The 24,811-nt window shown below is 68.8% G+C and carries 19 protein-coding genes; 7 read left to right on the plus strand and 12 right to left on the minus strand.

Annotated features, from left to right (window positions below; all coding sequences use genetic code 11):
• Positions 1-293: 293 nt before the first annotated feature.
• Together clpA and clpS are read right to left on the minus strand one after the other, a co-directional pair.
• Entirely contained in the window at positions 294-2,585 is a 2,292-nt protein-coding gene (gene clpA, locus CDO46_RS16735) for an ATP-dependent Clp protease ATP-binding subunit ClpA (protein WP_087839625.1), read from the minus strand.
• On the minus strand, positions 2,582-2,902 hold the full coding sequence (gene clpS, locus CDO46_RS16740) for an ATP-dependent Clp protease adapter ClpS (RefSeq protein ID WP_087839626.1): 321 nt from the start codon (positions 2,900-2,902) through the stop codon (positions 2,582-2,584). The genes clpA and clpS overlap by 4 nt, the downstream gene beginning before the upstream one ends.
• A gap of 247 nt (positions 2,903-3,149) precedes the next feature.
• On the opposite strand from clpS, the gene CDO46_RS16745 reads away from it, so the two are divergent.
• From CDO46_RS16745 to CDO46_RS16765, 5 genes are all read left to right on the plus strand, one after another.
• Positions 3,150-3,383, plus strand: a complete 234-nt coding sequence (locus CDO46_RS16745) for a cold-shock protein (protein WP_087839627.1) — start codon at positions 3,150-3,152, stop codon at positions 3,381-3,383.
• Between the two features lie 205 nt (positions 3,384-3,588).
• Positions 3,589-4,053 carry a DUF192 domain-containing protein gene (locus tag CDO46_RS16750; protein ID WP_087839628.1) on the plus strand — a complete coding sequence of 155 codons (465 nt, stop codon included), beginning with the start codon at positions 3,589-3,591 and terminating at the stop codon, positions 4,051-4,053.
• Between the two features lie 232 nt (positions 4,054-4,285).
• Positions 4,286-5,161 (plus strand): intradiol ring-cleavage dioxygenase, encoded by an 876-nt coding sequence (locus tag CDO46_RS16755; protein ID WP_087839629.1) that lies wholly within the window; start codon positions 4,286-4,288, stop codon positions 5,159-5,161.
• A gap of 20 nt (positions 5,162-5,181) precedes the next feature.
• On the plus strand, positions 5,182-5,778 hold the full coding sequence (locus CDO46_RS16760) for a nuclear transport factor 2 family protein (RefSeq protein WP_087839630.1): 597 nt from the start codon (positions 5,182-5,184) through the stop codon (positions 5,776-5,778).
• A 74-nt stretch (positions 5,779-5,852) separates the two neighbouring features.
• The gene (locus CDO46_RS16765) at positions 5,853-6,830 is read left to right on the plus strand and encodes a tripartite tricarboxylate transporter substrate binding protein (RefSeq protein ID WP_087839631.1); all 978 of its coding nucleotides are present in this window, start codon (positions 5,853-5,855) and stop codon (positions 6,828-6,830) included.
• Between the two features lie 60 nt (positions 6,831-6,890).
• Here CDO46_RS16765 and CDO46_RS16770 read toward each other — a convergent pair whose 3' ends face one another.
• The gene (locus tag CDO46_RS16770; RefSeq protein ID WP_087839632.1) at positions 6,891-7,478 is read right to left on the minus strand and encodes a malonic semialdehyde reductase; all 588 of its coding nucleotides are present in this window, start codon (positions 7,476-7,478) and stop codon (positions 6,891-6,893) included.
• A gap of 130 nt (positions 7,479-7,608) precedes the next feature.
• Here CDO46_RS16770 and CDO46_RS16775 point away from each other — a divergent pair, with 130 nt between their 5' ends.
• Together CDO46_RS16775 and CDO46_RS16780 are read left to right on the plus strand one after the other, a co-directional pair.
• Positions 7,609-8,523, plus strand: a complete 915-nt coding sequence (locus CDO46_RS16775; protein ID WP_087839633.1) for a LysR family transcriptional regulator — start codon at positions 7,609-7,611, stop codon at positions 8,521-8,523.
• Between the two features lie 140 nt (positions 8,524-8,663).
• Positions 8,664-9,479: an intradiol ring-cleavage dioxygenase gene (locus CDO46_RS16780; RefSeq protein WP_217896322.1), complete on the plus strand. Its 816-nt coding sequence runs from the start codon at positions 8,664-8,666 to the stop codon at positions 9,477-9,479.
• A 92-nt stretch (positions 9,480-9,571) separates the two neighbouring features.
• Here CDO46_RS16780 and pcaF read toward each other — a convergent pair whose 3' ends face one another.
• The 9 genes from pcaF to xseA form a co-directional block, all read right to left on the minus strand.
• Complete coding sequence (gene pcaF, locus CDO46_RS16785; protein WP_087839634.1) at positions 9,572-10,777, minus strand: 3-oxoadipyl-CoA thiolase; 1,206 nt, start codon at positions 10,775-10,777, stop codon at positions 9,572-9,574.
• A gap of 28 nt (positions 10,778-10,805) precedes the next feature.
• Positions 10,806-11,885: a maleylacetate reductase gene (locus tag CDO46_RS16790; RefSeq protein ID WP_087839635.1), complete on the minus strand. Its 1,080-nt coding sequence runs from the start codon at positions 11,883-11,885 to the stop codon at positions 10,806-10,808.
• A gap of 4 nt (positions 11,886-11,889) precedes the next feature.
• Positions 11,890-12,528: a 3-oxoacid CoA-transferase subunit B gene (locus tag CDO46_RS16795; RefSeq protein WP_087839636.1), complete on the minus strand. Its 639-nt coding sequence runs from the start codon at positions 12,526-12,528 to the stop codon at positions 11,890-11,892.
• Positions 12,529-12,539: 11 nt separating this feature from the next.
• Positions 12,540-13,229, minus strand: a complete 690-nt coding sequence (locus CDO46_RS16800) for a 3-oxoacid CoA-transferase subunit A (protein ID WP_087839637.1) — start codon at positions 13,227-13,229, stop codon at positions 12,540-12,542.
• Between the two features lie 137 nt (positions 13,230-13,366).
• On the minus strand, positions 13,367-15,664 hold the full coding sequence (gene pbpC / locus CDO46_RS16805; protein ID WP_087839638.1) for a penicillin-binding protein 1C: 2,298 nt from the start codon (positions 15,662-15,664) through the stop codon (positions 13,367-13,369).
• Between the two features lie 68 nt (positions 15,665-15,732).
• Positions 15,733-20,859: an alpha-2-macroglobulin gene (locus tag CDO46_RS16810; protein WP_087839639.1), complete on the minus strand. Its 5,127-nt coding sequence runs from the start codon at positions 20,857-20,859 to the stop codon at positions 15,733-15,735.
• Positions 20,860-20,949: 90 nt separating this feature from the next.
• Positions 20,950-22,368, minus strand: coding sequence for a chloride channel protein (locus CDO46_RS16815; RefSeq protein WP_087839640.1), 1,419 nt, complete (start codon positions 22,366-22,368; stop codon positions 20,950-20,952).
• Between the two features lie 91 nt (positions 22,369-22,459).
• Positions 22,460-23,035 carry a superoxide dismutase gene (locus CDO46_RS16820; RefSeq protein WP_087839641.1) on the minus strand — a complete coding sequence of 192 codons (576 nt, stop codon included), beginning with the start codon at positions 23,033-23,035 and terminating at the stop codon, positions 22,460-22,462.
• 148 nt (positions 23,036-23,183) lie between these two features.
• Positions 23,184-24,551, minus strand: coding sequence for an exodeoxyribonuclease VII large subunit (gene xseA / locus CDO46_RS16825; protein WP_087839642.1), 1,368 nt, complete (start codon positions 24,549-24,551; stop codon positions 23,184-23,186).
• Positions 24,552-24,811 lie beyond the last annotated feature (260 nt).

A 24,811-nucleotide genomic window follows, 5' to 3' on the forward strand; every position in this document is an offset into this window, starting at 1 on the left:
GGCAAAAAATATGCCCCCCACGCTTGCCGCTACGCGGCGGCGCTGCCCCCCGAGGGGGCGCTTTTTGCCTTGGGGGCGGCCCGGCGGCAAAAAATATGCCCCCACGCTTGCCGCTACGCGGCGGCGCTGCCCCCCGAGGGGGCGCTTTTTGCCTTGGGGGCGGCCCGGCGGCAAAAAAACAGGCCGCCAACAACCGTCGACGGCCCCACACAGACCCAGGGCACAGCGGATCCGGCTCCGCCGGTCCGCCAGTGCCGCCCCCTGGGGGGCGCGCGTAAGCGCGTACGGGGGGGTCAGTCAGCCAGTTCCACCTCCGGCTGCGGCGCGGCCTTGGGTGGCGTATCGTCGAAGTTGAGCTTGATCTCGTCGTCGACCATGTCCACGGTCACCCGGCCGCCGCTGACCAGCTTGCCGAACAGCAGTTCGTCGGCCAGCGCGCGGCGGATGGTGTCCTGGATCAGGCGCTGCATGGGACGCGCGCCCATCAGCGGATCGAAGCCCTTCTTGCCCAGGTAGGCGCGCAGGGCATCGGTGAAAATGACCTCGACGCGCTTCTCGTGCAGTTGCTCTTCCAGCTGCATCAGGAACTTGTCGACCACGCGCAGGATGATCTCTTCGTTCAGGGCCTTGAACGAAATGATCGAGTCCAGGCGGTTGCGGAACTCCGGCGTGAACATGCGCTTGATTTCCGCCATCTCGTCGCCCTGCTCGCGCGCGCCGGAGAAGCCGATCACGTTCTTCTGCAGGGTTTCGGCACCGGCGTTGGTCGTCATGATGATGATGACGTTGCGGAAATCCGCCTTCCGGCCGTTGTTGTCCGTCAGCGTTCCGTGGTCCATGACCTGCAGAAGGATGTTGAAGACCTCGGGGTGGGCCTTCTCGATCTCGTCCAGCAGCAGCACGCAGTGCGGCTTCTTGGTGATGGCCTCGGTCAGGAGGCCGCCCTGGTCGAAGCCGACGTATCCCGGCGGCGCGCCGATCAGGCGCGAGACGGCATGGCGCTCCATGTACTCGGACATGTCGAAGCGCAGCAGCTCGATGCCCAGGATGAAGGCGAGCTGCTTGGCCACCTCGGTCTTGCCGACGCCGGTGGGACCGGAGAACAGGAACGCGCCGATGGGCTTGTCGGGCTTGCCCAGCCCCGAGCGCGCCATCTTGATGGACGCGGACAGCGCGTCGATGGCGGCGTCCTGGCCGAACACCACGGCCTTCAGGTCGCGCTCGAGCGTGGCCAGCTTGCTGCGGTCGTCGCTGGAGACCGATTGCGGCGGAATCCGGGCGATCTTGGACACGATGTCCTCGATCTCGGCCTTGCCGATGACCTTCTTCTGCCGCGACTTGGGCAGGATGCGCTGGGCCGCGCCGGCCTCGTCGATGACGTCGATGGCCTTGTCCGGCAGGTGGCGGTCGTTGATGAATTTGGCCGACAGTTCGGCGGCCGCCGACAGCGCCGCCGACGAGTACTTGACGCTGTGGTGGTCCTCGAACCGCTGCTTGAGGCCGCGCAGGATCTGCACGGTCTGCTCGACGCTGGGCTCGTTGACGTCGATCTTCTGGAAGCGCCGCGACAGGGCATGATCCTTCTCGAAGATGCCGCGGTATTCGGTGTACGTGGTCGCGCCTATGCACTTGAGCTGGCCCGAGGACAGGGCCGGCTTGAGCAGGTTGGAGGCATCCAGCGTACCGCCCGACGCGGCGCCGGCGCCGATGAGGGTGTGGATCTCGTCGATGAACAGCACCGCCTTGGGGCTTTCCTTGAGCTGCTTGAGCACCGCCTTCAGGCGCTGCTCGAAGTCGCCGCGGTACTTGGTGCCCGCCAGCAGCGCGCCCATGTCCAGGGAATAGACGCAGGCATCCGCCAGCACGTCGGGCACGGCGCCTTCGGTGATGCGCCAGGCCAGGCCCTCGGCGATGGCGGTCTTGCCCACGCCGGCCTCGCCCACCAGCAGCGGATTGTTCTTGCGGCGGCGGCACAGCACCTGGATGACCCGCTCGACCTCGCTGTCGCGGCCGATCAGCGGATCGATCTTGCCGGCCTTGGCGGCCACGTTCAGGTTCTGGGTGTACTGGTCCAGCGGCGACTGCTTGGCCTCGGCCTCGGCTTCCGCCTCGGGTTCCTTGGGCGTGCTGGAGGACTCCAGCTGGGGCTGCTTGGTGATGCCGTGGGACATGAAGTTGACCACGTCCAGGCGGGTGATGCCCTGCTGGTGCAGGTAATAGACCGCGTGGGAATCCTTTTCGCCGAAGATGGCGACCAGCACGTTGGAGCCGGCCACTTCCTTCTTGCCGTTGCCCGTGGACTGCACGTGCATGATCGCGCGCTGGATGACGCGCTGGAAACCCAGCGTGGGCTGGGTATCGGCCTCTTCCGTGCCCGGGATCACGGGCGTGTTGTCGTTGACGAAATTGCGCAGGTTGCGGCGCAGGTCGTCCAGGTTGGCGGCGCAAGCGCGCAGCACCTCGGCCGCCGACGGATTGTCGAGCAGCGAGAGCAGCAGATGCTCTACCGTGATGAATTCGTGCCGAGCCTGACGGGCCTCGACGAACGCCATGTGAAGGCTAACTTCCAATTCTTGAGAAATCACGCTTCCTCCATGATGCACTGAAGCGGATGCTGGTTCTGCCGTGAGAAACGGCTTACCTGGTCGATCTTGGTCCTGGCGATGTCCCGCGGATAGATTCCGCAGACGCCGCGACCCTCGTGATGCACCTTGAGCATGATCTGGGTGGCCTGCTCGCGCCCCTTGCTGAAAAATTTCTCCAATACCAGCACAACGAACTCCATCGGCGTGAAATCATCGTTCAACAACACCACCGTGAACATTGGAGGTGGTTTGGTCTTCGACGGTTCCCGCTCAAGCAGCGTTGTCTGATCCGGTTGAGAATCGAACCCGGTGCCCATGCGCCTATTCTATCCACTTGAAAGTGCCCCGCAAGCCATCAGCATACTCCTATATGCCCGGGCCATCCCGAGCTTGACGCAGCCGGACATCTTTCCCATTATTTGATGCCTGGGGCCAGGTTTATCAAGCCCCGGAAGTAGCAAACCCACCAAAACTCGCACCGGCGAAGCGCACGATCGACTGCCTACGGCACCGGGGGAGCGCGCCTCGCATATGTTGTAACTGACTACAAGAAGGCATTACGTCATGTCCAGCGATATCAGCCAAGGCAAGAGGGGTAGCGGCACCGTCAAATGGTTCAATGATGCCAAGGGCTTCGGATTCATCACGCCCGACGACGGCGGCGACGACCTGTTCGCCCATTTCTCCTCCATCCAGATGAACGGCTTCAAGACCCTGAAAGAAGGCCAGAAGGTCACCTTCGAGGCGGCCCAGGGTCCGAAGGGCAAGCAGGCGCTGAACATCAGCGAAGCGGCCTGACCGGCTCCGGTCCGGCGGCCTGAACTGCCCGGGCCCGCCAGAGCCACCTGCTCCGGCGGGCCCCTACATTTTCCCCCCAGCGCCGGCCCATCGCGCCTTTAACCTTGTCGTGGGCCTGGTCATGCTACCCTCGCCGGGAGCCTTCCGCGGCGGCGCCGCCCCGTGGACGCTCGCCCCCACCCTTTTCCGCTCCCCTGCCGACGTCATGACCCGCATACGTTCCTTCCTGCCGCGCCTGGCTGCCGGCGCAGGCGCCTGCATCGCCACCGCCCTCCTGGCCTCGACCGCCTCGGCCCAGGCCACGCTGCCCGTGCAAACGTTGCGGGCCGGCATGCACCTGATCCACGCCGAGGTCGCCAGTACCCCGCCCACGCGCGAGCGCGGCCTGATGTTCCGCGAACGCCTGGGGCCCAACCAGGGCATGCTGTTCATTTTCGAGATGCCCGGCACCCAATGCATGTGGATGCGCAACACGCTGATTCCGCTGTCGGTGGCCTTCATCGCCGATGACGGCACCATCGCCAACATCGAGGACATGGCGCCCAGGGCGGAAGACAGCCACTGCGCCGCCCAGCCCGTGCGCTACGCCCTGGAAATGGAACGCGGCTGGTTCGCCAAGCGCGGGCTGAAGGCCGGCTCGCGCCTGGAAGGCATCCCCGGCGTCCGCTAGGACCTGCTGCCGGCCGGCGCCCGTCCCGGCCCATGCCGGGACGGGCCCGCCTCCGACTCTCCTTCCCGCCGCCATCCTTGCACCTTCAGCGTGCCGCCCCGGGCCACCCTTGCGCCTGGCGTAAAACTCTTTTCCGGTTTTTCCATTCAAATCGTCCCCGGCCACGTCTACAGTAGCCGACCTGAGCACGCCCGTGGCAGGCGGAAGAAACAAGCATCCAGGAGACCACGCCTTGCGCAACCTGAACGAAGACACCATCACCCAGGCCGTGCTGGCCCGGCACGCCCAGGCGCCCGACGCCCGCCTGAAGCAGATCATGACCAGCCTCGTGCAGCACCTGCACGAATTCGCCCGCGAGGTGAAACTGACGGAAGCGGAATGGGCCGCGGGCATCGAGTTCCTGACCGCCACGGGACACATCACCGACGACAAGCGGCAGGAGTTCATCCTGCTGTCCGACACGCTCGGACTGTCGACGCTGGTGACCGCGATGAACCACCGCAAGCCACCCGCCTGTACGGAAGCCACGGTCTTCGGTCCGTTCTTCGTCGAAGGCGCGCCCGAGTACGCGCTGGGAGACGACATCGCCAACGGCGCCAAGGGCGACCCGTGCTTCGTGCGCGGCACGGTCAGGAGCGTGGACGGCACGCCCATTGGCGGCGCGGAAATGGAGGTCTGGCAGGCGGACGCGGAAGGCTTCTACGACGTGCAGAATCCCGACGATCCCACCCACCGGGGCCGCGGCCGCATCCATTCCGCGCCGGACGGCAGCTTCCATTTCCGCTCCATCCTGGCCGAAGCCTATCCCATCCCCCACGACGGCCCCGTCGGCCGCATGCTGGCCGCGCTGGGCCGCCATCCCTGGCGGCCCGCCCACCTGCATTTCATGATCCGCGCCGAGGGCTACGAGACCCTGGTCACCCACGTCTTCCGCGACGGCGACCAATACCTGGACTCCGACGCGGTATTCGGCGTGCGCTCGTCGCTGATCGCGCAATGGGTCCGGCACGAGCCCGGCCCCACGCCCGACGGCGGCACCAGCGCGCAGCCCTTCCATACGCTGGACTTCGACTTCGTGCTGAACCCGGTCTCCGGGTCCACCCCCTGATTTTCCCGACTGGAGGACTCATGTACGACCAAGAAAAACTCGCCATACGCGAATTGGTGGAGAACTGGGCGCTGTGGCGCGACGCCGGCGACTGGGAACGCTTCGCCACCGTCTGGCACGAGGACGGCCGCATGAACGCGACCTGGTGCCAGGCCCCGGCCACCGAATTCATCCGGCAAAGCCGGGAAGGCATGGAGCGCGGGGTCAACATCCTGCACTTCCTGGGTGGCATGACCATCGACCGCGAAGGCGACCGGGCCGTCGCCCAGACCAAGATGACCATTTCCCAGCGCGCCACCGTGGACGGCGTGCTGTGCGACGTGGTGTGCACCGGCCGCTTCTACGATTTCCTGGAAAAGCGCGGCGGCCGCTGGGGCATGGTCGAACGCCAGCCCATCTACGAAAAAGACAGGATGGACCCGGTGGACCCGGCCGCCCGCCCGGAACTGGACGCGGCGCTGCTGGCGCGCTTCCCCGAGGGCTATCGCCACCTGGCCTATCTGCAGGTCAAGATAGGCATGGACGTCAAGACCACCATGCCCGGCCTGCACGGCCAGGAAGTCCAGGCGCTGTACGCTCGCGGCAAGGCCTGGCTGGCGGGATCCGCGCGGCCCTGACGCCTCGCGGGAAAGCCTGCCGCCGGCTCCGGGCCGGCGGCAAACCACAATAAGAAGCACACAGGAGACTACCGATGTTCCATACCGACCCGAAACGGCCGGGCGCGTTGCTGTGCGCGCTCGCCTTGACCCTGGCCCTGCCTGCGGCCGCCCAGGACTGGCCCAGCCGGCCCGTGCGCATGGTGGTGGGCTTTGCTCCCGGCGGGGGCACCGACATCATCGCCCGGATGGTGGCCCAGCCCCTGGCGGAAATCCTGGGCCAGCCCATCGTGGTGGAGAACAAGCCCGGCGCCGGCGGCACGCTGGCCGCGGGCACGGTGGCGCGCGCCGCCGCGGACGGCCACACGGTGTTCGTCATGAACAATGGACACGCGGTCTCGGCGGCCATCTACCGCAAGCTGCCCTTCGATTCGGTCAAGGACTTCGCGCCGGTCTCCATGCTGTGCGCCCAGCCATTGGTGGTGGCAGCCGGCAAGAACTTCCCGGCCACCGATATCGCCGGCCTGGTGAAAATGGCCAGGGCGCAGCCCGGCAAGCTGAACTACGCGAGCGTCGGCATCGGCAGCACCCAGCATTTCGCCGGCGAACTGCTGCGCCAGGTCACCGGCATCGACATCGTCCACGTCCCCTACAAGGGCACGCCGAACACGGTGGCCGCCGTGCTGAGCGGCGAGGTGGAACTGCTGGTGGACGTGGCCTCGCCCCTGCTGGGCCACATTCGCGCCGGGGAGCTCAAGCCCCTGGCGGTGACGTCGCCGCGGCGCTATGAAGGCCTGCTCCAGACGCCCACGGCGCTGGAGTCGGGCGTGGCCGGCTACGACGTGACGACCTGGTACGGGCTGGCCTTCCCGGCCGGCACCCCCGCCGCCGTCGTCGACAAGATGAACCAGGCGGTGCGCCGGGTGCTTGCCGACGAAAACGTCCGCAAACAGGCGCTGGCGGCGGCCTGCCTGCCGGAGGCCTCCACGCCTCAGGCGATGGCCAGCCATGTCGGCGCCGAGATCGAGCGGTGGCGCACGGTCATGCAGAAGGCCGGCATCGAGCAGCAATGAGCCGGTCCCGATGCGGTCCGGCCCCGGCCGCCGCCGGGGCCGGACCGCGGGTCGCGGGGATCAGAGCAGCGTGGCGGCCTGCTCGAAGGACAGGCGCGGCTGGCGATCGAACAGCTTGGACGTGTCGCCGTAGCCCAGCGAGCAGATGAAGTTGGCGGTCAGGCGGCCGTCGGGGAAGAACTCGGCGTTGACCTTGGCGATGTCGAAGCCGCTCATCGGACCGCAATCCAGGCCGATGGCGCGGGCGGCGATGATGAAATAGGCGCCCTGCAGGGTGCCGTTGCGGGCGGCCGTGGCGGCGGCCAACGCGGCGTTGCCCTCGAACATTTCCTTGGCGCCCTCGCGGAACCAGAGCTGCGGCATGAACTCGTAGAAGCGGGTGTCGGTGGCGATGATGGCGGTGACCGGCGCGGCCTTGACCTTGTCCACGTTGCCCGGGCTGAGCGCGGGCAGGAGCCGTTCCCTGGCTTCCTGGGTGCGCAGGAACACCACGCGCATCGGCTGGCAGTTCATCGAGGTCGGCCCCATTTTCGCAATGTCGTAGACTTGCTTGAGCTGCTCGTCGGACACGGGCTTGTCCAGCCAGCCGTTCTGCGTGCGGGCGGACATGAACAACTGGTCTAGGGCTTCCTGCGAAATGATGGCCATGAAGAGCTCCGATTGGGCGGAATAGTCGTGAGGTTCCGGATTATAAGTGCGCAGCCCGGACGAAAACGCCGGCATAGCTCCGGCAAACGGAAATCACTTTTGCAATTCTGCTAATAATCGAGGGACAAGCATGGACCGCTGGCGCGAACTGGAGCTGTTCGTCCACATCGCGGAACTGGGCAGCCTGACGCGCGCCGCCGAGGCCGCCGGCCTGTCGACCGCCGCTGCCAGCCGCCATCTGGCCACGCTGGAACAACGCCTGTCGGCCCGGCTGGTCGAGCGCAACACCAGGCGCCTGTACCTGACCGAGGTCGGGCAGGAGTTCTACCGGCGCAGCAAGAACATCCTGGGCGAGATGCAGGAGGCCGAGTCGGCCGTCAACGCCACGGTGCTCAACCCGGTGGGCGATCTGCGCGTGACCTCGTCGCTGTCGTTCGCGATGCGCCACATCGCGCCGCTGCTGCCCGAATACAACCGGCGTTTTCCCAACGTCAACGTCCATGTGATCACCGCCAACCGCTACTACGACCTGATCGACAACGGCATCGACCTGGCGGTGCGCACGCGCGAATACGAATCCGACTCCAACCTGACCATCCGCCGGCTGGCCGAGACACGGCGCATCCTGGCTGCTTCGCCCGGCTACCTGCACCGCCATGGCACGCCGCGCACCATCGACGAACTGGCGAACCACAGGCTGCTGCTCTACACGTATTCCAACCGCTACGACGAATTGCGCTTCTCGCGCGCGGGCGAAGTCCGCGTGCTGCCGGTGAAGGGCGTGCTGGAAGCCAACGACGGCCAGGTCCTGTGCGCCGCTGCGCGCGAAGGCCTGGGCATCCTGGTCCAGCCCAAGTACATCGTCTACGACGATATCGTGGCGGGGCGGCTGGTGCCGGTGCTGGACGACTGGGACCTGCCGCGCCTGACCATCAACCTGGCCTACCCGCACCGGCAGTACCTGCCGGCCAAGACGCGCACCTTCATCGACTTCATGGTGGAACACTTCCGCAAGATGGACTTCGACCGCAAATGGGCCAGTTGAGCCCGGCGGCATATCCCGGTTTCGTATGCTTGCGAAACGATCATGCCGCGGTCCGGCGCGCCGAAGTACCATAGCGGCGGCGCCGCGTGCGGCCCCTGCCCCTCCCTTCGCCCGGCACGGCGACCCGCGATGGAAGACACATGACAGAACCGCAACCGGCGCTTGCCCCGACCGAACTGGAACGCGACCTGCGCCGGATGGCCCGGCGCCTCGCGCTGACCCGCATGCTGGGCGCGAGCGCCGCGGCGCTGGGCCTGCCCGGCCTCGCCCGAGCCGGCGATGCCGCGGCCGTGGGCACCTGCATCGCGCTGCCCGAGGAAACCGCCGGCCCCTACCCCGCCAACGGCGGCGGCCCCACCAGCAACGCGGCCAACGTCCTGGCCTCGTCCGGCGTCGTGCGCAGCGACCTGCGCAGCAGCTTCGGCGGTGCCGGCGGCACGGCTCAGGGCGTGCCGCTGCAGCTGACCATCAAGCTGGTCGACGTCAGCGCCGGCTGCGCGCCGCTGCCCGGCCGGGCGGTCTATCTGTGGCATTGCACGCGCGACGGCGGCTATTCGCTGTACACCCGGGAGCTGCGCGACGAGAACTTCCTGCGCGGGGTCCAGGTGGCCGATGCCCACGGCCAGGTCAGCTTCCAGACCATCTTCCCGGGCTGCTACCCCGGGCGCTATCCGCACCTGCACCTGGAGGTCTACCCCACCGCTGACGGCGCCCCGCGCTACGACCGCAAGTACCTGACCTCGCAGCTGGCGCTGCCGCAGGATGCCTGCGGCGCCGTCTATGGCGAGACGCGCGGCTACGAATCCAGCCTCCAGGCGTATGCGCGCATCAGCCTGGAGAAGGACGGGATCTTAAGCGACAACTCGCCGGCCGAGATCGCCGCGCAGACCGTGGTGATGAAAGGCAGTCCGGGCCACGGCTACGTCGGACGCGCGATCGTGGGCATGCTGGGCTGAGCGCCTCGCCAGCCCGGAAACGACGATGCCCCGGGGCGCCTGCCGCGGGGCATCGGTGCCGGACGCCGCGTCGGCGGCGCCCGTGGCCGGGATCAGACCCGCTCGAGGATGACGGCGATCCCCTGGCCCACGCCGATGCACATCGTGCACAGCGCATAGCGGCCGCCGGTGCGGTGCAGCTGGTTGATGGCCGTCGTGGCCAGCCGCGCGCCGCTGGCGCCCAGCGGGTGGCCCAGCGCGATCGCGCCGCCGTTGGGATTCACGCGTGCGTCGTCGTCGGCCAGGCCCAGGTCGCGCAACACCGCCAGGCCCTGCGCGGCAAACGCCTCGTTCAGCTCGATCACGTCGATCTGGTCCAGGGTCAGGCCGGTCAGCGCCAGCACCTTGCGGGTGGCGGGCGCGGGCCCCATGCCCATGATGCGGGGCGGCACGCCGGCGGTCGCCATGCCCACCACGCGGGCGCGCGGCGTCAGGCCGTGGCGGGCCGCCTCGGCCTCGCTGGCCAGCAGCAGCGCGCAAGCGCCGTCGTTCACGCCCGAGGCATTGCCGGCGGTGACCGTGCCGTCGGGGCGGACCACGCCCTTCAGGCGGCCCAGCGCTTCCATGCTGGTCTCGCGCGGATGCTCGTCCCTGGTCACGACGATGGGGTCGCCCTTCCTCTGGGGAATCGTCACGGGAGTGATCTCGGCGTCGAAGAAACCGGACTTCTGGGCCGCGGCGGCCTTGGCCTGGCTGGCCAGTGCCATGCGGTCCTGGGCCTCGCGCTCGATCTTGTAGTCGGTGGCGACGTTCTCGGCCGTCTCGGGCATGGAGTCCACGCCGTACATCTGCTTCATCAGCTTGTTGACGAAGCGCCAGCCGATGGTCGTGTCATAGATCTGCGCGTTGCGCGAGAACGCGGTCTCGGCCTTGCCCATCACGAACGGGGCGCGGCTCATGCTCTCGACGCCGCCAGCCAGCATCAGACCGGCCTCGCCCGACTTGATCGCGCGCGCGGCGGTGCCGACCGCGTCCAGGCCCGAACCGCACAGGCGGTTGACGGTCGACCCCGGCAGCTCCAGCGGCAGGCCGGCCAGCAGCGAGGCCATGTGGGCGACGTTGCGGTTGTCCTCGCCTGCCTGGTTGGCGCAGCCGAAGATGATGTCGGTGACGGCGGCCCAGTCCAGCCGGGGGTTGCGTTCCATCAGGGCCTTGAGCGGGATCGCCGCGAGGTCGTCGGTGCGCACCGACGCCAGGGCGCCGCCGTAGCGGCCGATGGGGGTGCGGATCGCGTCGCAGATGAAGGCGTGTGTAGTCATGTTCTGTCTCGGATTGGGTAAAACTGTTCTAGGGGTTGCGACTGACGTTGGTGACCGGGCGTACACCCGCCCAGGCGTTCTGCAGCAGCGCGCGGATGGCCGTGCGCTCGATGGGACGCGGGTTCCAATAGGGATTGGACACCGCGATGTCGGCGGCGCGATCGAGATCGGCCTCCGGCATGCCGAGATCCCGCAGGGCAACGGGGGCGCCGTTGTCGCGGGCAAGATCGTAGAGCCCCGCCGCCGCGTCCTGGGTGCCGATGGCACGCGCGATGCGGGCCATGGCCTCCGGCGCGGCCGGGGCGTTGTAGGCCATCGCATGCGGCAGCACGATGGTATGGCATTCGGCGTGCGGCAGGTTGAAGCTGCCGCCCAGCGTGTGGCAAAGCTTGTGGTGCAGGGCCATGCCGACGTTGCCCAGCACGGTGCCGCACAGCCAGGCGCCATACAGCGCCTGCGAGCGGGCCTCGATGTCGCCGGACCGGCGCACGATGCCCGGCAAGGCGCGGGACATGGCCGTCAGGCCTTCTTCGGCCATCAGCGACATGATGGGATTGCTGTCCTGCGCGTAGAGGCCTTCGGCGGCATGCGCCATGGCATTCATGGCGCTGGTGACCGACAGCCCCACCGGCAGCCCCGTCGACAGGTCGGGATCGTAGATCACGGTACGCGGCAGCACGCGCGCGTCCTTGCCCGTCTTTTTCAGCCCGCCTTCGGTGATGCCGTAGATGGGCGTCATCTCGGAACCGGCGTAGGTCGTGGGAATGGCCAGGATCGGCAGCCCCGACTCGAGCGCGATGGCCTTGCCCAGGCCCACCGTGGAGCCGCCGCCGATGGCGACGGCGCAGTCGGCCTCCAGCCGGCGCGCCTCGTCGCGCGCCTGGCGGGCCGCCTCGATCGGCACATGCATGACCGCGCCGTCGAAGATACCCGCCGCCTTCGCCCCCAGCAGGGCCGCCACGCGCTCGGCCAGCTTGCGCTGGCCGGGCGTGGACAACACCAGCGCCCGCTGCGCGCCCAGCAGCCCGATCTCCCGTTCCAGGTGCTGCAGCGAACCCGCGCCGAACACCACGCGGGCGGCATGGGCGTTGTAGACGAAGGCGTCCATGGCGTCAGGCCTTGCGCAGCGGCACGCCGCACAGGCGCTGCAACTCGTCGAACGACAGTCCGTCGACCACATCGCTGACGTAGACCCCGTCCTTCTTGATGTCGAACACGGCCAGGTCGGAATAGACCCGGCTCACGCAGCCGACGCCGGTCAGCGGATAGGAGCAGGTTTCCACCAGCTTGCTGGACCCCGTCTTGGTCAGCAGGTCCATCATCACGAATACCTGCTTGGCGCCGATGGCCAGGTCCATCGCGCCGCCCACGGCGGGGATGGCGTCCGGCGCGCCGGTGTGCCAGTTGGCCAGGTCGCCCTTGACCGACACCTGGAAGGCACCCAGCACGCAGATGTCCAGGTGGCCGCCGCGCATCATCGCGAAGGAATCGGCGTGGTGGAAATAGGCGGCACCGGGCAGCGCGGTGACTGGCTGCTTGCCGGCGTTGATCAGGTCCCAGTCCTCCTGGCCCTTCTCGGGCGCGGGGCCCATGCCCAGGAGGCCGTTCTCGGTGTGCAGCAGGACCTCGCGATCGGCCGGCAGGTGGTTGGCCACCAGCGTGGGCAGGCCGATGCCCAGGTTCACGTAGGCGCCCTCGGGAATGTCGCGCGCCACGCGCTGGGCCATCTGGTCTCGATTCATCTTGTTCATGTGCATGTTCCTCAGGCGGCCTGTTGGGCGTTGGCTTGGGCCCCGACGGCCACCACGCGCTTGACGAAAATGCCGGGCGTCACGACCGCTTCCGGATCGAGCTCGCCCAGTTCGACGGTTTCGTGCACCTGGGCGATGGCCATCCTGGCGGCGGTCGCCATGATGGGCCCGAAGTTGCGCGCGGTCTTGCGATAGGTCAGGTTGCCCCAGCGATCGCCCTTGTAGGCCGAGATCAGCGCCACGTCGCCGTGGATGGGGTATTCCAGCACGTAGTCGCGGCCGTTGATGTGCCGCGTTTCCTTGCCCTCGGCCAGCAGCGTGCCGAAGCCGGTGGGCGTGTAGAAGGCGCCCACGCCCGCGCCGGCGGCGCGGATGCGCTCGGCCAGGTTGCCCTGGGGCACGAGCTCGAGCTCGATCTTCTTGGCGCGATAGAGCTCGTCGAACACGTAGGAGTCGGTCTGCCGCGGGAAGGAGCAGATCACCTTGCGCACGCGCCCGGTCTGCAGCAGCGCGGCCAGGCCCGTATAGCCGTTGCCGGCGTTGTTGTTCACCACCACGAGATCCTTGGCGCCCTGCTCGATCAGCCCGTCGATCAGCGCGTTGGGCAGGCCGGCCGTGCCGAACCCGCCTACCAATATGGTGGAGCCGTCCTTGACGCCGGCCAGCGCTTCGGCCACCGAAGCCACGATTTTGTTGATCATCTATGTCTCCGCACGATGCCTGCCATCCGGGGGGACGCAGGTGGCGTACCTGATTGCAAAACGGAAAAGTTCTATACGCGAACTATTGTTCGAATATTAAACATCGATTACGCACGAGGGGCAAGAGGCCAGAATCATCATAAGCCTCCCGAGCCGTCATTCCGAACGTGTTCCGGCAGTCCGCGCACGGCGAAGCGCACGCTGTCGTAGCGACCGCCCTCGTCCATCACGGTGACGGTATGCGCGCCGTTCGAGGTGAAACGCAGCGAGACCGGACTCGCGCCATCGGTGCGGCGGACCGGCTTGCCATCCAGCATCCACCACAGCGTCCCGTCGCCGCCCAGCGCCCGCAGTTGCACGTCGATCCGGTCGCGTCCCGGCACCGGGCGCAGGATCGCCCCCGTGTCCAGGCCTTCGAGCCGCACGCCCGCGCCCGCGTGCGAGACTGCCCCGCACGCCGGATGCCAGCGCGCCGCGCCGGTTCCGGGCAGCATTCCCGCCTCCGCCCACGGCTGCAGGGCCAACGGCCAGCGCGCGACCTGCCTGGGCGTGCCCGGCACGCGGCATCCCGGATCGGTGCGCATTCCCGAGCGGGGATCGACCCAGATCGTCTCCACCAGTCCGCCCTGCGTTCCGCGCTCGGGCAGCGTGGGCGGCACGGCATCGTCCAGCGCCCAGGCCTGGCGGCGTTGCAGGCACATGCCTTCGGGCGTGCTGTCGGTCCGCAGGCCCAGCGGCCAGCAGATCGACTGCGCGCGTACCGAGGCGGGCGGCACGCGGGGAACGGGCGCGGCCGCCGGCAGCGCTGCCACCAGGTCCTGCAGCAGCGGCGCGGCGACGTTGGCGCCGAAAAAACCGGGATTGGGCGTGCCGTCGGGCCGGCCCACCCAGACGCCCAGCGTCCAGGCATCGGTCACGCCCACGGCCCAGGCATCGCGAAAGCCGAAGCTCGTGCCGGTCTTCCAGGCCAGCCCCCGGCCGCCGGCATAGAACGGCCGGTCGGGCCGGCCGCCGCTCTCCAGGATGTCGCGCACGATGAAGGCCGCGCCCTCGCTCATGATGCGGGACTCGACGCGCGGCTCGTCGGCGGTCAGCCGCACGCGGCCGGCGATGCCGCCGCGCGCCAAGGCGCGGTAGGCGCCCACCAGCTCTTCCAGCGTGGTACCCGCCCCGCCCAGGATCAGGCTCAGGTTGGGGGCCGCGCCCGCCGGGATGCGCAGGCGCAGCCCGCCCGCGCGCAGCGCCGATGCGAAGCGCGCTGGGCCGATGCGATCGAGCAGGTCGACCGCGGGCACGTTGAGCGAACGCTGCAAGGCCTCGGACACGCTGACCGCCCCCGAGAAGGACGCCTGGAAATTGCCCGGCCGGTAGCCGCCGAAGGTCTGCGGCGCGTCGACCAGCAGGCTCTCGGAATGGATCATGCCCTCGTCCAGCGCCATCGCGTACAGGAAGGGCTTGAGCGTCGAGCCCGGCGAACGCACGCCCCGGACCATGTCCACGTGGGCCGCCCGGCGGGCGTCGGAAAAATCGGCCGATCCCGCGTAGACACGCGCCTCCATGCTGTCGTTGTCCATCACCAGCACGGCCATCGACACCTTGGGCGGCAGCGTATCCACGCGATCCAGCAGCATGTCCTCGACGATGGACTGCCATTCGGCGTCCAGGGTGGACCGGACCACGCGGCGGGCCGCGGCGGTCCCCCGCGGCCGCTGGCGCAGGCGTTCGGCGGCCAGCGGCGCCAGCCAGTGGCCGCGCAGCGGCTGCACGATCACGCGCTCGATGCGCGCATCCCCGGCCACCTCGGCGGTCCAGCGGCCGCGCTCGACCATCCGGGCGAGCACCTTGTCGCGCGCCGCCCGGGCCGCCTCGGGCGCGCGGTCGGGCCGCAGCCGGGACGGCGCCTGCGGCAACGCCGTCAGCAGCGCGGCCTCGGCATGGCTCAGCTGGCGCGACGGCTTGCCCAGGTAGGCGCGGCTGGCCATCTCGACGCCTTCGACGATGCCGCCCATGGGCGCATGATTCAGGTACAGGGCCAGGATGTCGCGCTTGGACAGGTGCCATTCCAGTTGCACCGCCCGCGCCATCTGGCGCAGCTTGGCACCCATGCTGCGCGGTGCGCCGCGCAGCGTCGGGTCGATCATGCGCGCGACCTGCATGGTCAGGGTCGAACCGCCCGAGACGATGCGGCCCGAAGCCGCCCACTGCCAGGCCGCGCGCGCCATGGCGTAGGGATTGATGCCACCATGCCAGTAGAACCAGCGGTCCTCGTAGGTCAGCAGCGCCTGGAGATACAGCGGGGACACGTCCTCGGGCGAAACGGGGTAGCGCCAGATGCCGTCCTCGCCCGGATAGGCACGCAGGGGGCTGCCGTCGGCCGACGTGACCACCAGGCCACCATCGGCCGGCCGGAAGGCCTGGGCCGGTAGCGGATGCATCCGGTCCGCCGCCCACAGCGCCCCCAGCGCGACCGCTCCCGCCGCCGCGGCGGCGAACCAGCGCCGCCTCAGCGCGCGCCTCCGCGCGGGTCGCTGATCACCAGCGGGCCGGAAGACGCACCCACGGCGCGGATCTCGGGACGGTACATGTCCTCGACCACCGGCGCGGGCACGACGAAGCGGCCCGGCGTGACCACCCGCACGCGATAGAAAACGGTGACCGGCCCCTGTATGGCCACGGCCGCGACATAACGATCGTCACGGTACTCGCGGTGCTTGATGCGCGTGTCGTTCAACGCCTCGGACACCTGCACGCCGCCCACCTTCCAGTCCGCCATGTCCGGTCCCTGGCTCAGGTTCATGTTCTCGACCTCGAGCCCCGCGGGCACGCGGTCCACCACCAGCGCGTCCTCGATGCGGCGGTCGGAGGCGACGTCCAGCTTGACGATCAGCATCTCGCCGGTCTGCAGCGGACGGCCGTTCCAGGGACGTCCGTCCGACTCGTACCAGCTGCGCGCGATCGTGACGCCGGAGGCGCGCGGCGCCTCGGCCTGGCGCGGGTAGCCCTGCACGTCCACCTCGACGAACAGCGGATCGGCCTGCGTATTGACGATGTCCACGCCGCCGGCCAGCTGCGCGGCCGTGAAGCTGCGTGCCTCGGTGTCGCGCGAACTGAGCTGTTGCTCGCCCTGGGCCGTGCGCAGCCTCGCCGTCCATTGCGCCCCGGCAACGCCGCCCGCCGCCCGCGCGGCCAGGAACAGCGCCAGTTGCTCCTGGGTGGACAGATAGCTGCGGCTGCCCAGGCGGCCGGCCACGTCGCCCAGCAGGGCCTCGCGCCGCGGATGATCGATCTGGTGCTGCATCATCAACGCATAGGACATCGCGTAGTCGCGCAGCGCCGAACCGTAGTCGCCCAGCCATTCGCCATAGCCGCCGTAGCGATTGACGTCGATGCCGTAGCCGCGCGTCATCGCCTCGTCGAAGGCCGAACGCGCGCGCGTCTCGTCGCCCATCAGCTTCAGGGCGATGCCCAGGTGCACCAGCGGCAACGGCGAGCGCGAGCGGTCGCGGTAGTTGTCGTACAGCACCCGCAGGGTGGACAACGGCGCCTTCTGCTCGCGGGCCAGCACGTAGGCCGCGTTGGCCAGCTCGGCGAAGCGGCGATGGCTGTCGCGCAGCAGGTTGTAGTCGTTGTCACGCAGCCGCTGGCCGGGGCCGGCGGCAAGCTGGGCCAGCAGGTTCTGCGGCAGGCTGGGGAAGTTGGCCGAGGATTGCTGCAACTGGCTCAGCAACCAGTCGGAGGCGCGGCGCGACACCAGGTCGGGCACGTTGAAACCCGCCGTGCGGGCATCCTGCAGGAAGCCTGTCACATAGGCCGACAGCCAGATCTCCTGGGCACCGTCGCCCCACAGCGCGAAGCCGCCGCCTGCCTTCTGCATGCCGGCGATACGGCCGACCGCGCCTTCGATCATGCGTTCGCGCTCGGCCCGCGTGCGCGGCGTCAGCCCCCAGGCACGGGCTTCGTCCTCGCCGATGAATACATGGGGATAGGCCGCGCTGGCGGTCTGCTCCAGGCATCCATAGGGATAGTCCAGCAGCCCCTGAACCAGGCGCTTGACGTTGAACGGCGGCTTGTTGGAGATCGCCACGCTGGCGCTGGCCGAATCCGGATACAGCTTCGCGATCCAGCTGGACTCCAGCTTCAGGCTCTCGCCCTGTCCCAGCCGGACGCGGCGCACGTCGCGCGTCGCCGCGACCGGCGGCTGGACCTGCAACAGCGACTCGCGCACGATGCGGATGGGGTTCGCGCCTCCCTGGCCGTCGACCGTCAATCGCAGCCGCCCCAGCCCGTAGGCGCCCGTGGCCTCGGCCACGAAGCGCAGCGTGGTGCGCTGCTGGTTGGCCAGGCTCACGCTTTGCGACCCGCCCCGTATCCGTACCGGGTCCAGGCCCTCGAGGTTCACCGTCAGCGTCTGCGGCGCGCCGCTCAGGTTGGTCACGTCCAGCGCGATCGCTGCCTCGTCGCCCGGGCTGATGAAGCGCGGCGTCGACAACTCGGCCACCACCGGCGCCGCCACCACCATCTCGGCCTGCGCGTTGCCGAAGCGGTCGGGCGTGAAGGCCGAGGCCATCAGGCGCAGCGTGCCGTTGAAGTCGGGCAGGTCGAGCGGAATCTGCGCCTCGCCCTGCTCGTCCAGCCGCACCGGCCCGCTGAACAGGTCCACCAGCCGCACCTTCACCGGCATGCTGCGGGTGTCGCGCATCGCGGCGTCCCCGCCCCATTTCAGCTTGCCCTGCGTGCCTTCCATCTTCTCGATCAGCTTGCCGTACAGGTCCAGCAGCTCGGGCGCATAGCGGTGCTTGCCGAAGAAGAAGTCGAAGGGGTCGGGCGTCGCATAGCGCGTGATGTTCAGGATGCCCACGTCGACCGCGGACAGCGTCACGTACGCCTGCTGGCCCTGCCCCGCGTTGCCGACCTTGACCTTCACGGTGGTCCGCTTCTCGGGCAGCACCTTGGCCGGCGCGGCCAGCTCCACGGCCAGCCTGCGATCGTCGCGGGACAGCGGCAGATAGGCCAGGCCCAGCGCGCGCGCCGGCGTGACGCGGTCTCCCTGGCTGCCCGGACGGAACACGGTGACCGACACGTACAGGTCGTGGCGGCTCCAGTCCTTGCCAACCGGGATCTCGACCGTGGACCCCGACGCCTTCACGCTGGTGCGCTGGCTCCACAGCATGGTGCCGCCCTCGACCGCGATCAGCGCCTCGCCGTCGTGGGGCGGCGTGATAGACAGCTTGACCGTCTCGCCCTCGCGCACGGGCGCGTGGTCCAGCTTGAGCTGCACCCGGTCCGGGCGGTTGCCCATTTCTTCCGCATCCTGGGCTCCCCAGCCGGCATAGAAGCGGTAGCGCAGCGTATCGCCGTGCTCCGGATCGCTCAGCTCCAGCCGGTAGCGGCCCCACTTGACCGGCACGCCGAACTTCACGCGGTCGGGCAGCGCCAGCACGCGCGACTCGACCAGTTCCTCGGTTTCGGTGAATCCGCTGTTCCATCCGCGCTGATCGTCGAAGCGCCAGTAGTACACCCGTTCTTCGCGATATACGCGCAACTGGGCCTGCTTGAGCGGCACGACCTTGCCCTGCGGATCCACGCGCACCGCCTCGAACTCGGCCATCGTGCCCTCGCGCGCGACGTCGCGATCGAACAGCGGGCGCACGCCGATCAGGGACGGCGCCGGCCAGACGCTGCGCTCGATGGAACGCACCACGGGGCGGCCGCCCGATTCCAGCAGGCTGAAGCTGGCCTTCACCTTCATGGGCGAGGCGGTGCCGGACACGTCCACCGGCACGGCGACGGCCGCCGCGCCCTTGTCGTCCAGCGTGGTCTCCTCCAGGTCGCGCCGCTGCTTGCGATCGTCGTCGGCGAAGTCGCCGAACAGGAAGCCCGGCCATTGCCGTGGCAGCGCATAGCGGTCGCGCTCGATGGATACCGTCCCCAACAGCCGGTTGCCGGCCGCGGGCGCGCCGTACAGGTAGTCGCCCTGCACCTTCACGTTCAGGGGCCGGCCGGCCTCCAGCACGCCTTCGCGCGACTTCAGGTCCAGCTTCATGCGCTCGGGCAGGAACTCTTCCACCTGGAACTTCCACGAGGCATCCGCCGCGCGGGCCGCCGGATCCAGCCGCGTCTCCAGCAGCCAGGTACCCGTCTGCGCGTCGGCTGGCAGTTCGATGGCCTCCCGCACGTAGCCCGGCACCTGCGCGTCGGGCCGCCACAGGGCGGTGCGCACGGTACGGCCGTCCGGCCGCTTCAGCGTGGCGGTGATGGGCGCGGCCTGCACGGCCCGTCCGTCGGCGTCGCGCACCAGCACGGATACGTCGAAGCGCTCGCCCGGCCGGTAGAGATCGCGGCCGGCATAGACGAACAGCTTGTTGTCGCGGGACGGATAGCCGCCCACGTCGAACTCGGACAGGTCCAGCGCGGGCTCGGCCAACGCCACCACGGACAGCTCCGCGCCCCGGCGCGCCAGCAGGATGCGCGCGGCCTCGAAGCTGCCGGTGAACACGGCCCGCCCTTGCCCGTCGGCCTTGGCGCGGCCGAGCGACTTCGCGTTCGCGTCCAACAGTTCGAACTCGACGTCGTCCATCGCCTTGCCGCTCTTGAGCGAGGTCGCGAACGCGTCGAGCTGGCCGGCATAACGCCGCGTATGCAGGCCGATATCGCTGACGTAGAAGTAGGTGACCTGGTATTCGTCGCGGAAACGTCCGGGCTGGCTCATCACGGCCACGTAGATCCCGGGGTCCTTCAGTTCCTTGATGCCCTCGACCGGCAGGAAGGTGACGTGGCGGCGGTTGGCCTTGTCGTCGGTCAGGAAGCGGCCGGCATAGACGCTGCGCGTCACGTCCTTCAGGCGGTCCAGGTCCCAGCTTCCCACCGTGCCCTTCAGGCTGCGGTTGCCGCTGTAGCGCCACTCGTCGTCTTCGTCGCTCTCGTCCTCGGCGTCCGGGTCGGTCTTGGCGACGGGCCGGCGCACGCCCAGCACCTGCTCGAAGAACCGGGGGAACTGCGCCGGGTCGATGCGCAGGAACTGGACGTCGACCTCGGGCGTATTGACCGTGACCACCGGCAGCCCGCCGTTCTGGCCCGCGGGCAGCACCACCCCGCGGCTGGCGAAATAGAAGGACGGCGGCATGGCTTCGCTGGCCACCTCGCAGCCGAAGGCCTCGGGCAGCGCCTGGCCGCCCGCGCCCTTGACGGACTCGGGTACGGCGATCGCATAGCGGCGGTTCGGCTGGATGTAGGGAAAATAGGCGACGCGCGGGTTGTCGCCCAGCGACCATTCGCCCGCCACCGGCTTGCCTTCCGGCAGCGCCTGGCCGGGCTGCGGCTTGCCCTGGGTCTTGGCGGCCTCGTCGTCGCCCGAGGCCGCTCCCAGGTCGACCACCTGCAGCAGCTTGCCCAGCGACTGGCGGCGGTCGAGCGGCTGCGAGAACGTCACGGCCAGCGCCAGCGACTCGTCGAACAACCGCGTCCTGCACTCGAGCAATGTGAAGGGATCGGCACTGCCGACCAGCTCGGAGGCGGGCGGCTCGCCGCCCCCTCCCCCGGACTGCTTGCCCGCCCACCATGCGCCGACCGCCACCGCGGCCAGCAATACCACGCCCGCGGCCCAGGCGGCCGCCTTCTTCTTGTCTGCCATGAAATCCCCCGGACACGCCTTCGTGCGTGCTTTCCGTAGCCGCTATTAGAGGGTGAGAGCCCCCTATTGTGAAGCATGGACTTCACAAAATTACATTTGGGCACCACTTGGCGGCGCGGCGTTTGCAGGCCCGGCGGATGGCCGGTGGTGGGGATGCATGACTTCCTTGTGAAAACGCAGCGCCATCGCGTGATAGAACGGCCGCGGGCAGAATTGCCGGGACACCAGCGACGCGACGAGCGTGGCCATCAGCAGGTGGAACATCAGGTCCTGGCTGCGCGTCATCTCCATGACGATCACGCTGGCCGTGATGGGGGCCTGGGTCGCCGCCGCCAGGAAGGCCGCCATCGACACCAGCGCCAGCGTGCGCGGATCGGCGGCGGGACCGGCCAGTTGCACGATGTGTTCGCCCATGCCCGCGCCTATGGCCAGCGACGGCGTGAAGATGCCGCCGGGAATGCCGCAGACGTACGAGGCGATGGTCGCCGCCCACTTGGCGATTCCGAACCAGGCGCTCTCGACGGGGTGCCCGTTCAGCAGCGCTGCGGTCTGCTCATAGCCGGTGCCGTAGGTGGCACCGCCCGTCAGGCAGCCCAGCACCGCCACGACCAGGCCGCACAGGAAGGCCACCCGCACCGGATGCTGCTGCAGCCAGGGGCGCCACCGCGCCGGAACCAGCCCCGTCACGCCGCGCACCATCGTGGCGGCGAACAGCCCGCCCACGGCGCCGTTCAACACGCCGCTGGCCAGGGTCCAGCCCCACGCCCCCTGGGCGAACCCGGCCGCCGCCGCGGCATGGAAATAAGGATTGTTGCCGGCGATGGCCAGCGCGATGAAACCCGACGCCAGCACGCCCGACAACGCCAGGCGGTTCCAGCGCACGGCCGCGCCCCGTCCCAGCTCCTCGATGGCGAACACCACGCCTGCCAACGGCGTATTGAATGCCGCCGCCAGGCCGCCGGCCGCGCCCGCGGCGATCAGTTCGTTCGCCCGGAATTCCAGCTTGACGCCTATCCGCTCCTGCCAGAACCTGCCCCAGGCCAGCATGGCCGCCGCGCCTACCTGTACCGAAGGCCCCTCGCGCCCCACCGAGGCGCCGGCCAGCAGCGCCATGGCGGTCAGCGGAATCTTCCAGAGCGCCTGCCGCAGCGACACCAGCCCCGAGGAGGCGATGGATGCCGGGATCGAGGTGGCCGCGATGACCTGCGGAATGCCGCTGCCCCGCGCCATAGGCGCGAGCCGCAAGGTCAGCCAGCGCAGGCCCGCCATCGCCAGGGGAACGACCACCAGCGCGGCCCACGGCGCGGCCGAGGTCCAGTGGCGGTTCCACTCCAGCGCGATCTCGGCCAGCCAGGCGAAGGCCAGCGACAGCAAGGCCACGACCGCCGCCCCGCACAGGACCAGCGCGTAGCGGAAGGTCTTGCGCGATACACGCAGGACCTGCCGTCCCTTGCGCCGCACGGTGATGGAGGCCTGGTCGCGCCAGGGCACTGAGCGTCGAGCTTTCATGTTGAAACAATGAAAAACGCGCGCTGTGCATTCAAGCCTAAGCTTGCGACAGCGCGCGTCATGCGGCGGCCCCGCGGGGCCGCGACGGGAATCAGCCGAGGTTCTTGGCCACGAATTCCCAGTTGACGATGCCCCAGAAGTTCTCGAGGTACTTCACGCGGGCATTGCGGTAGTCGATGTAGTAGGCGTGTTCCCACACGTCACAGGTCAGCAGCGGCGTGTCGCCGGTGGTCAGCGGATTGCCCGCGGCGCCGGTGTTGACGATGTCGACCGAGCCGTCGGCCTTCTTGACCAGCCAGGTCCAGCCCGAACCGAAGTTGGCGGCGGCCTGCTTGTTGAAGGCGTCCTTGAACGCATCGAAGCTGCCCCACTTGGCGTTGATGGCATCGGCCAGCTTGCCGGCGGGCGGGGTGCTTTTGGGCGTCAGGCAGTTCCAGTAGAAGGAGTGGTTCCAGTGCTGCGCGGCGTTGTTGTAGATGCCGCCGGACGACTTCTTGACGATGTCCTCGAGCGAGGCGTTCTCGAACTCCGTGCCCTTGATGAGGTTGTTCAGATTGGTGACGTAGGTCTGGTGGTGCTTGCCGTGGTGGTACTCCAGCGTTTCCTTGGAGATGGTCGGAGCCAAGGCGTCCTGGGGATACGGCAATTGCGGAAGAGTGTGTTCCATCTGAGCTCCTGCTTCTGGTTGGGAGGTTTGCGGGGGCATTTTATCGGCAAGTATGCCGCTTGGCTCGGAAGTCCCCGCGTCACGCAAGGTTAACGCGCCAGGGCGACGCAGTCATGTCACGCCCTGGCGGCCGCGCGGATCGAGGCCTTCACACCAGCCCGCGGTCGGGCTCGACCGCCGTCACCGAGGCCTGGGCGGCGCCTTCGGCGAAGCTCAGGTCGAGCCGCGCGCCGGCTTGCAAGCTGCGTGCCTGGCGCACGATGCCCCCCTGCTCGTCGCGCACGATGGCGTAGCCGCGCGCCAGCGTCTGCTCGGGCCCCAGCGCGCGCAGGTGCGCGGCATGCGAGGCCAGCCGCTGCTGCAGGCGGGCGAGCTGGTACGCCTGGCACTGCCGCACGCGGCGCGCCAGGTCGTCCACCCGCGCCGACAGCCGCGCGGGGTCCGGCAACTGGGCGATCAGCCGCTGCCGCAGCAGGCCGGCCTCGGCCTCGCGGTCGCGCTGGGCGCCGGCCCAGGCCGCGCCCAGGCCGCGCACCAGCGCAGCCAGCCGTTCCTGCTGCCGCGCCAGGCGCTCGCGCGGGGATATCAGTTGCGCCGCCGCGCGGTCGAGCCGCTGCCCGGCCTGCTCGAGACGGCGCCGCTGCGCCCGTCTCAGGTCCTGGGCCGCCTGGCGCAGGCGTGCCAGCCACTGCTCGCGCGGCAGGCCCGCCATCTCGGCGGCCGCCGTGGGCGTGGGCGCCCGCAGGTCGGCGGCGAAATCGGCGATGGTGAAGTCGGTCTCGTGGCCGACGCCGCTGATGACCGGGATCGCGCTGGCGACGATGGCCCGCGCCAGCCCTTCATGGTTGAACGCCCACAAGTCCTCGATGCTGCCACCGCCCCGCACCAGCAGCAGCGTATCGACCTCCGCGCGCCGGTTCGCGAGCGCGATGGCCTGCGCCAGCCTCGGCCCGGCCTCGTCCCCCTGGACCGGAGCCGGATAGATCACCACCCGGACATGCGGCACCCGCCGCGCCAGCGCTGTCAGCACGTCGCGCAGCGCCGCCGCCTGCAGGGACGTGACGATGCCCAGCGCGCGCGGCACGGCCGCGGTCGGGCGCTTGCGGGCCGGGTCGAACAGCCCTTCGGCCGACAGCTTCTCCTTGAGCCGCAGGAAGGCTTCGAACAGATCGCCCTGGCCGGCCCGGCGCATGGCCTCGACCTGCAATTGATAATCGCCGCGCGGCTCGTACAGCGACACGCGCGCCCTGACCTCGATGCGGTCGCCTTCCCGGGGCGTGAAGCCCACCAGCATGGCCCGTCCGCGAAACATGACGCCGCGCGCGGCGGCGCCTCCGTCCTTGAGCGTGAAATACCAATGGCCGGAAGCCGCCGCGGTGAAATTCGACACTTCGCCCCGCACCCACACCAGAGGGATGTTGCGCTCCAACAAGCCCGCCACCGCGCGGTTTAGCTGGGAGATAGTCAGGATCCCCCGCGAAAAATCGTCATGTGCGGACGCAAAACCAGAATTCATGAGGGTTTCCAGGCAAGAAGCTTTCCACAGGCTTGAAAACTATGGTTGTCAAGTAATTTCTCTGTCACAGACAGCATTATTTTCTTATAAGCCATTGATTTGATTGGTTTTTTAACTTCACCGATCACTGAATCAAAAGCGGGCATCCTAGCAAGAACCGCATATTTCGTGGCCCGGGGCCAAGTTACACACATAATTATCCACAGATTCTGTGGATACTTTCGAGCCGGCGACTTGCCCTCGCCCGCCCACGCCCGTAC

The sequence above is a fragment of the Pigmentiphaga sp. NML030171 genome (assembly GCF_002188635.1).
In the GTDB taxonomy this organism is placed as follows: domain Bacteria; phylum Pseudomonadota; class Gammaproteobacteria; order Burkholderiales; family Burkholderiaceae_B; genus Pigmentiphaga; species Pigmentiphaga daeguensis.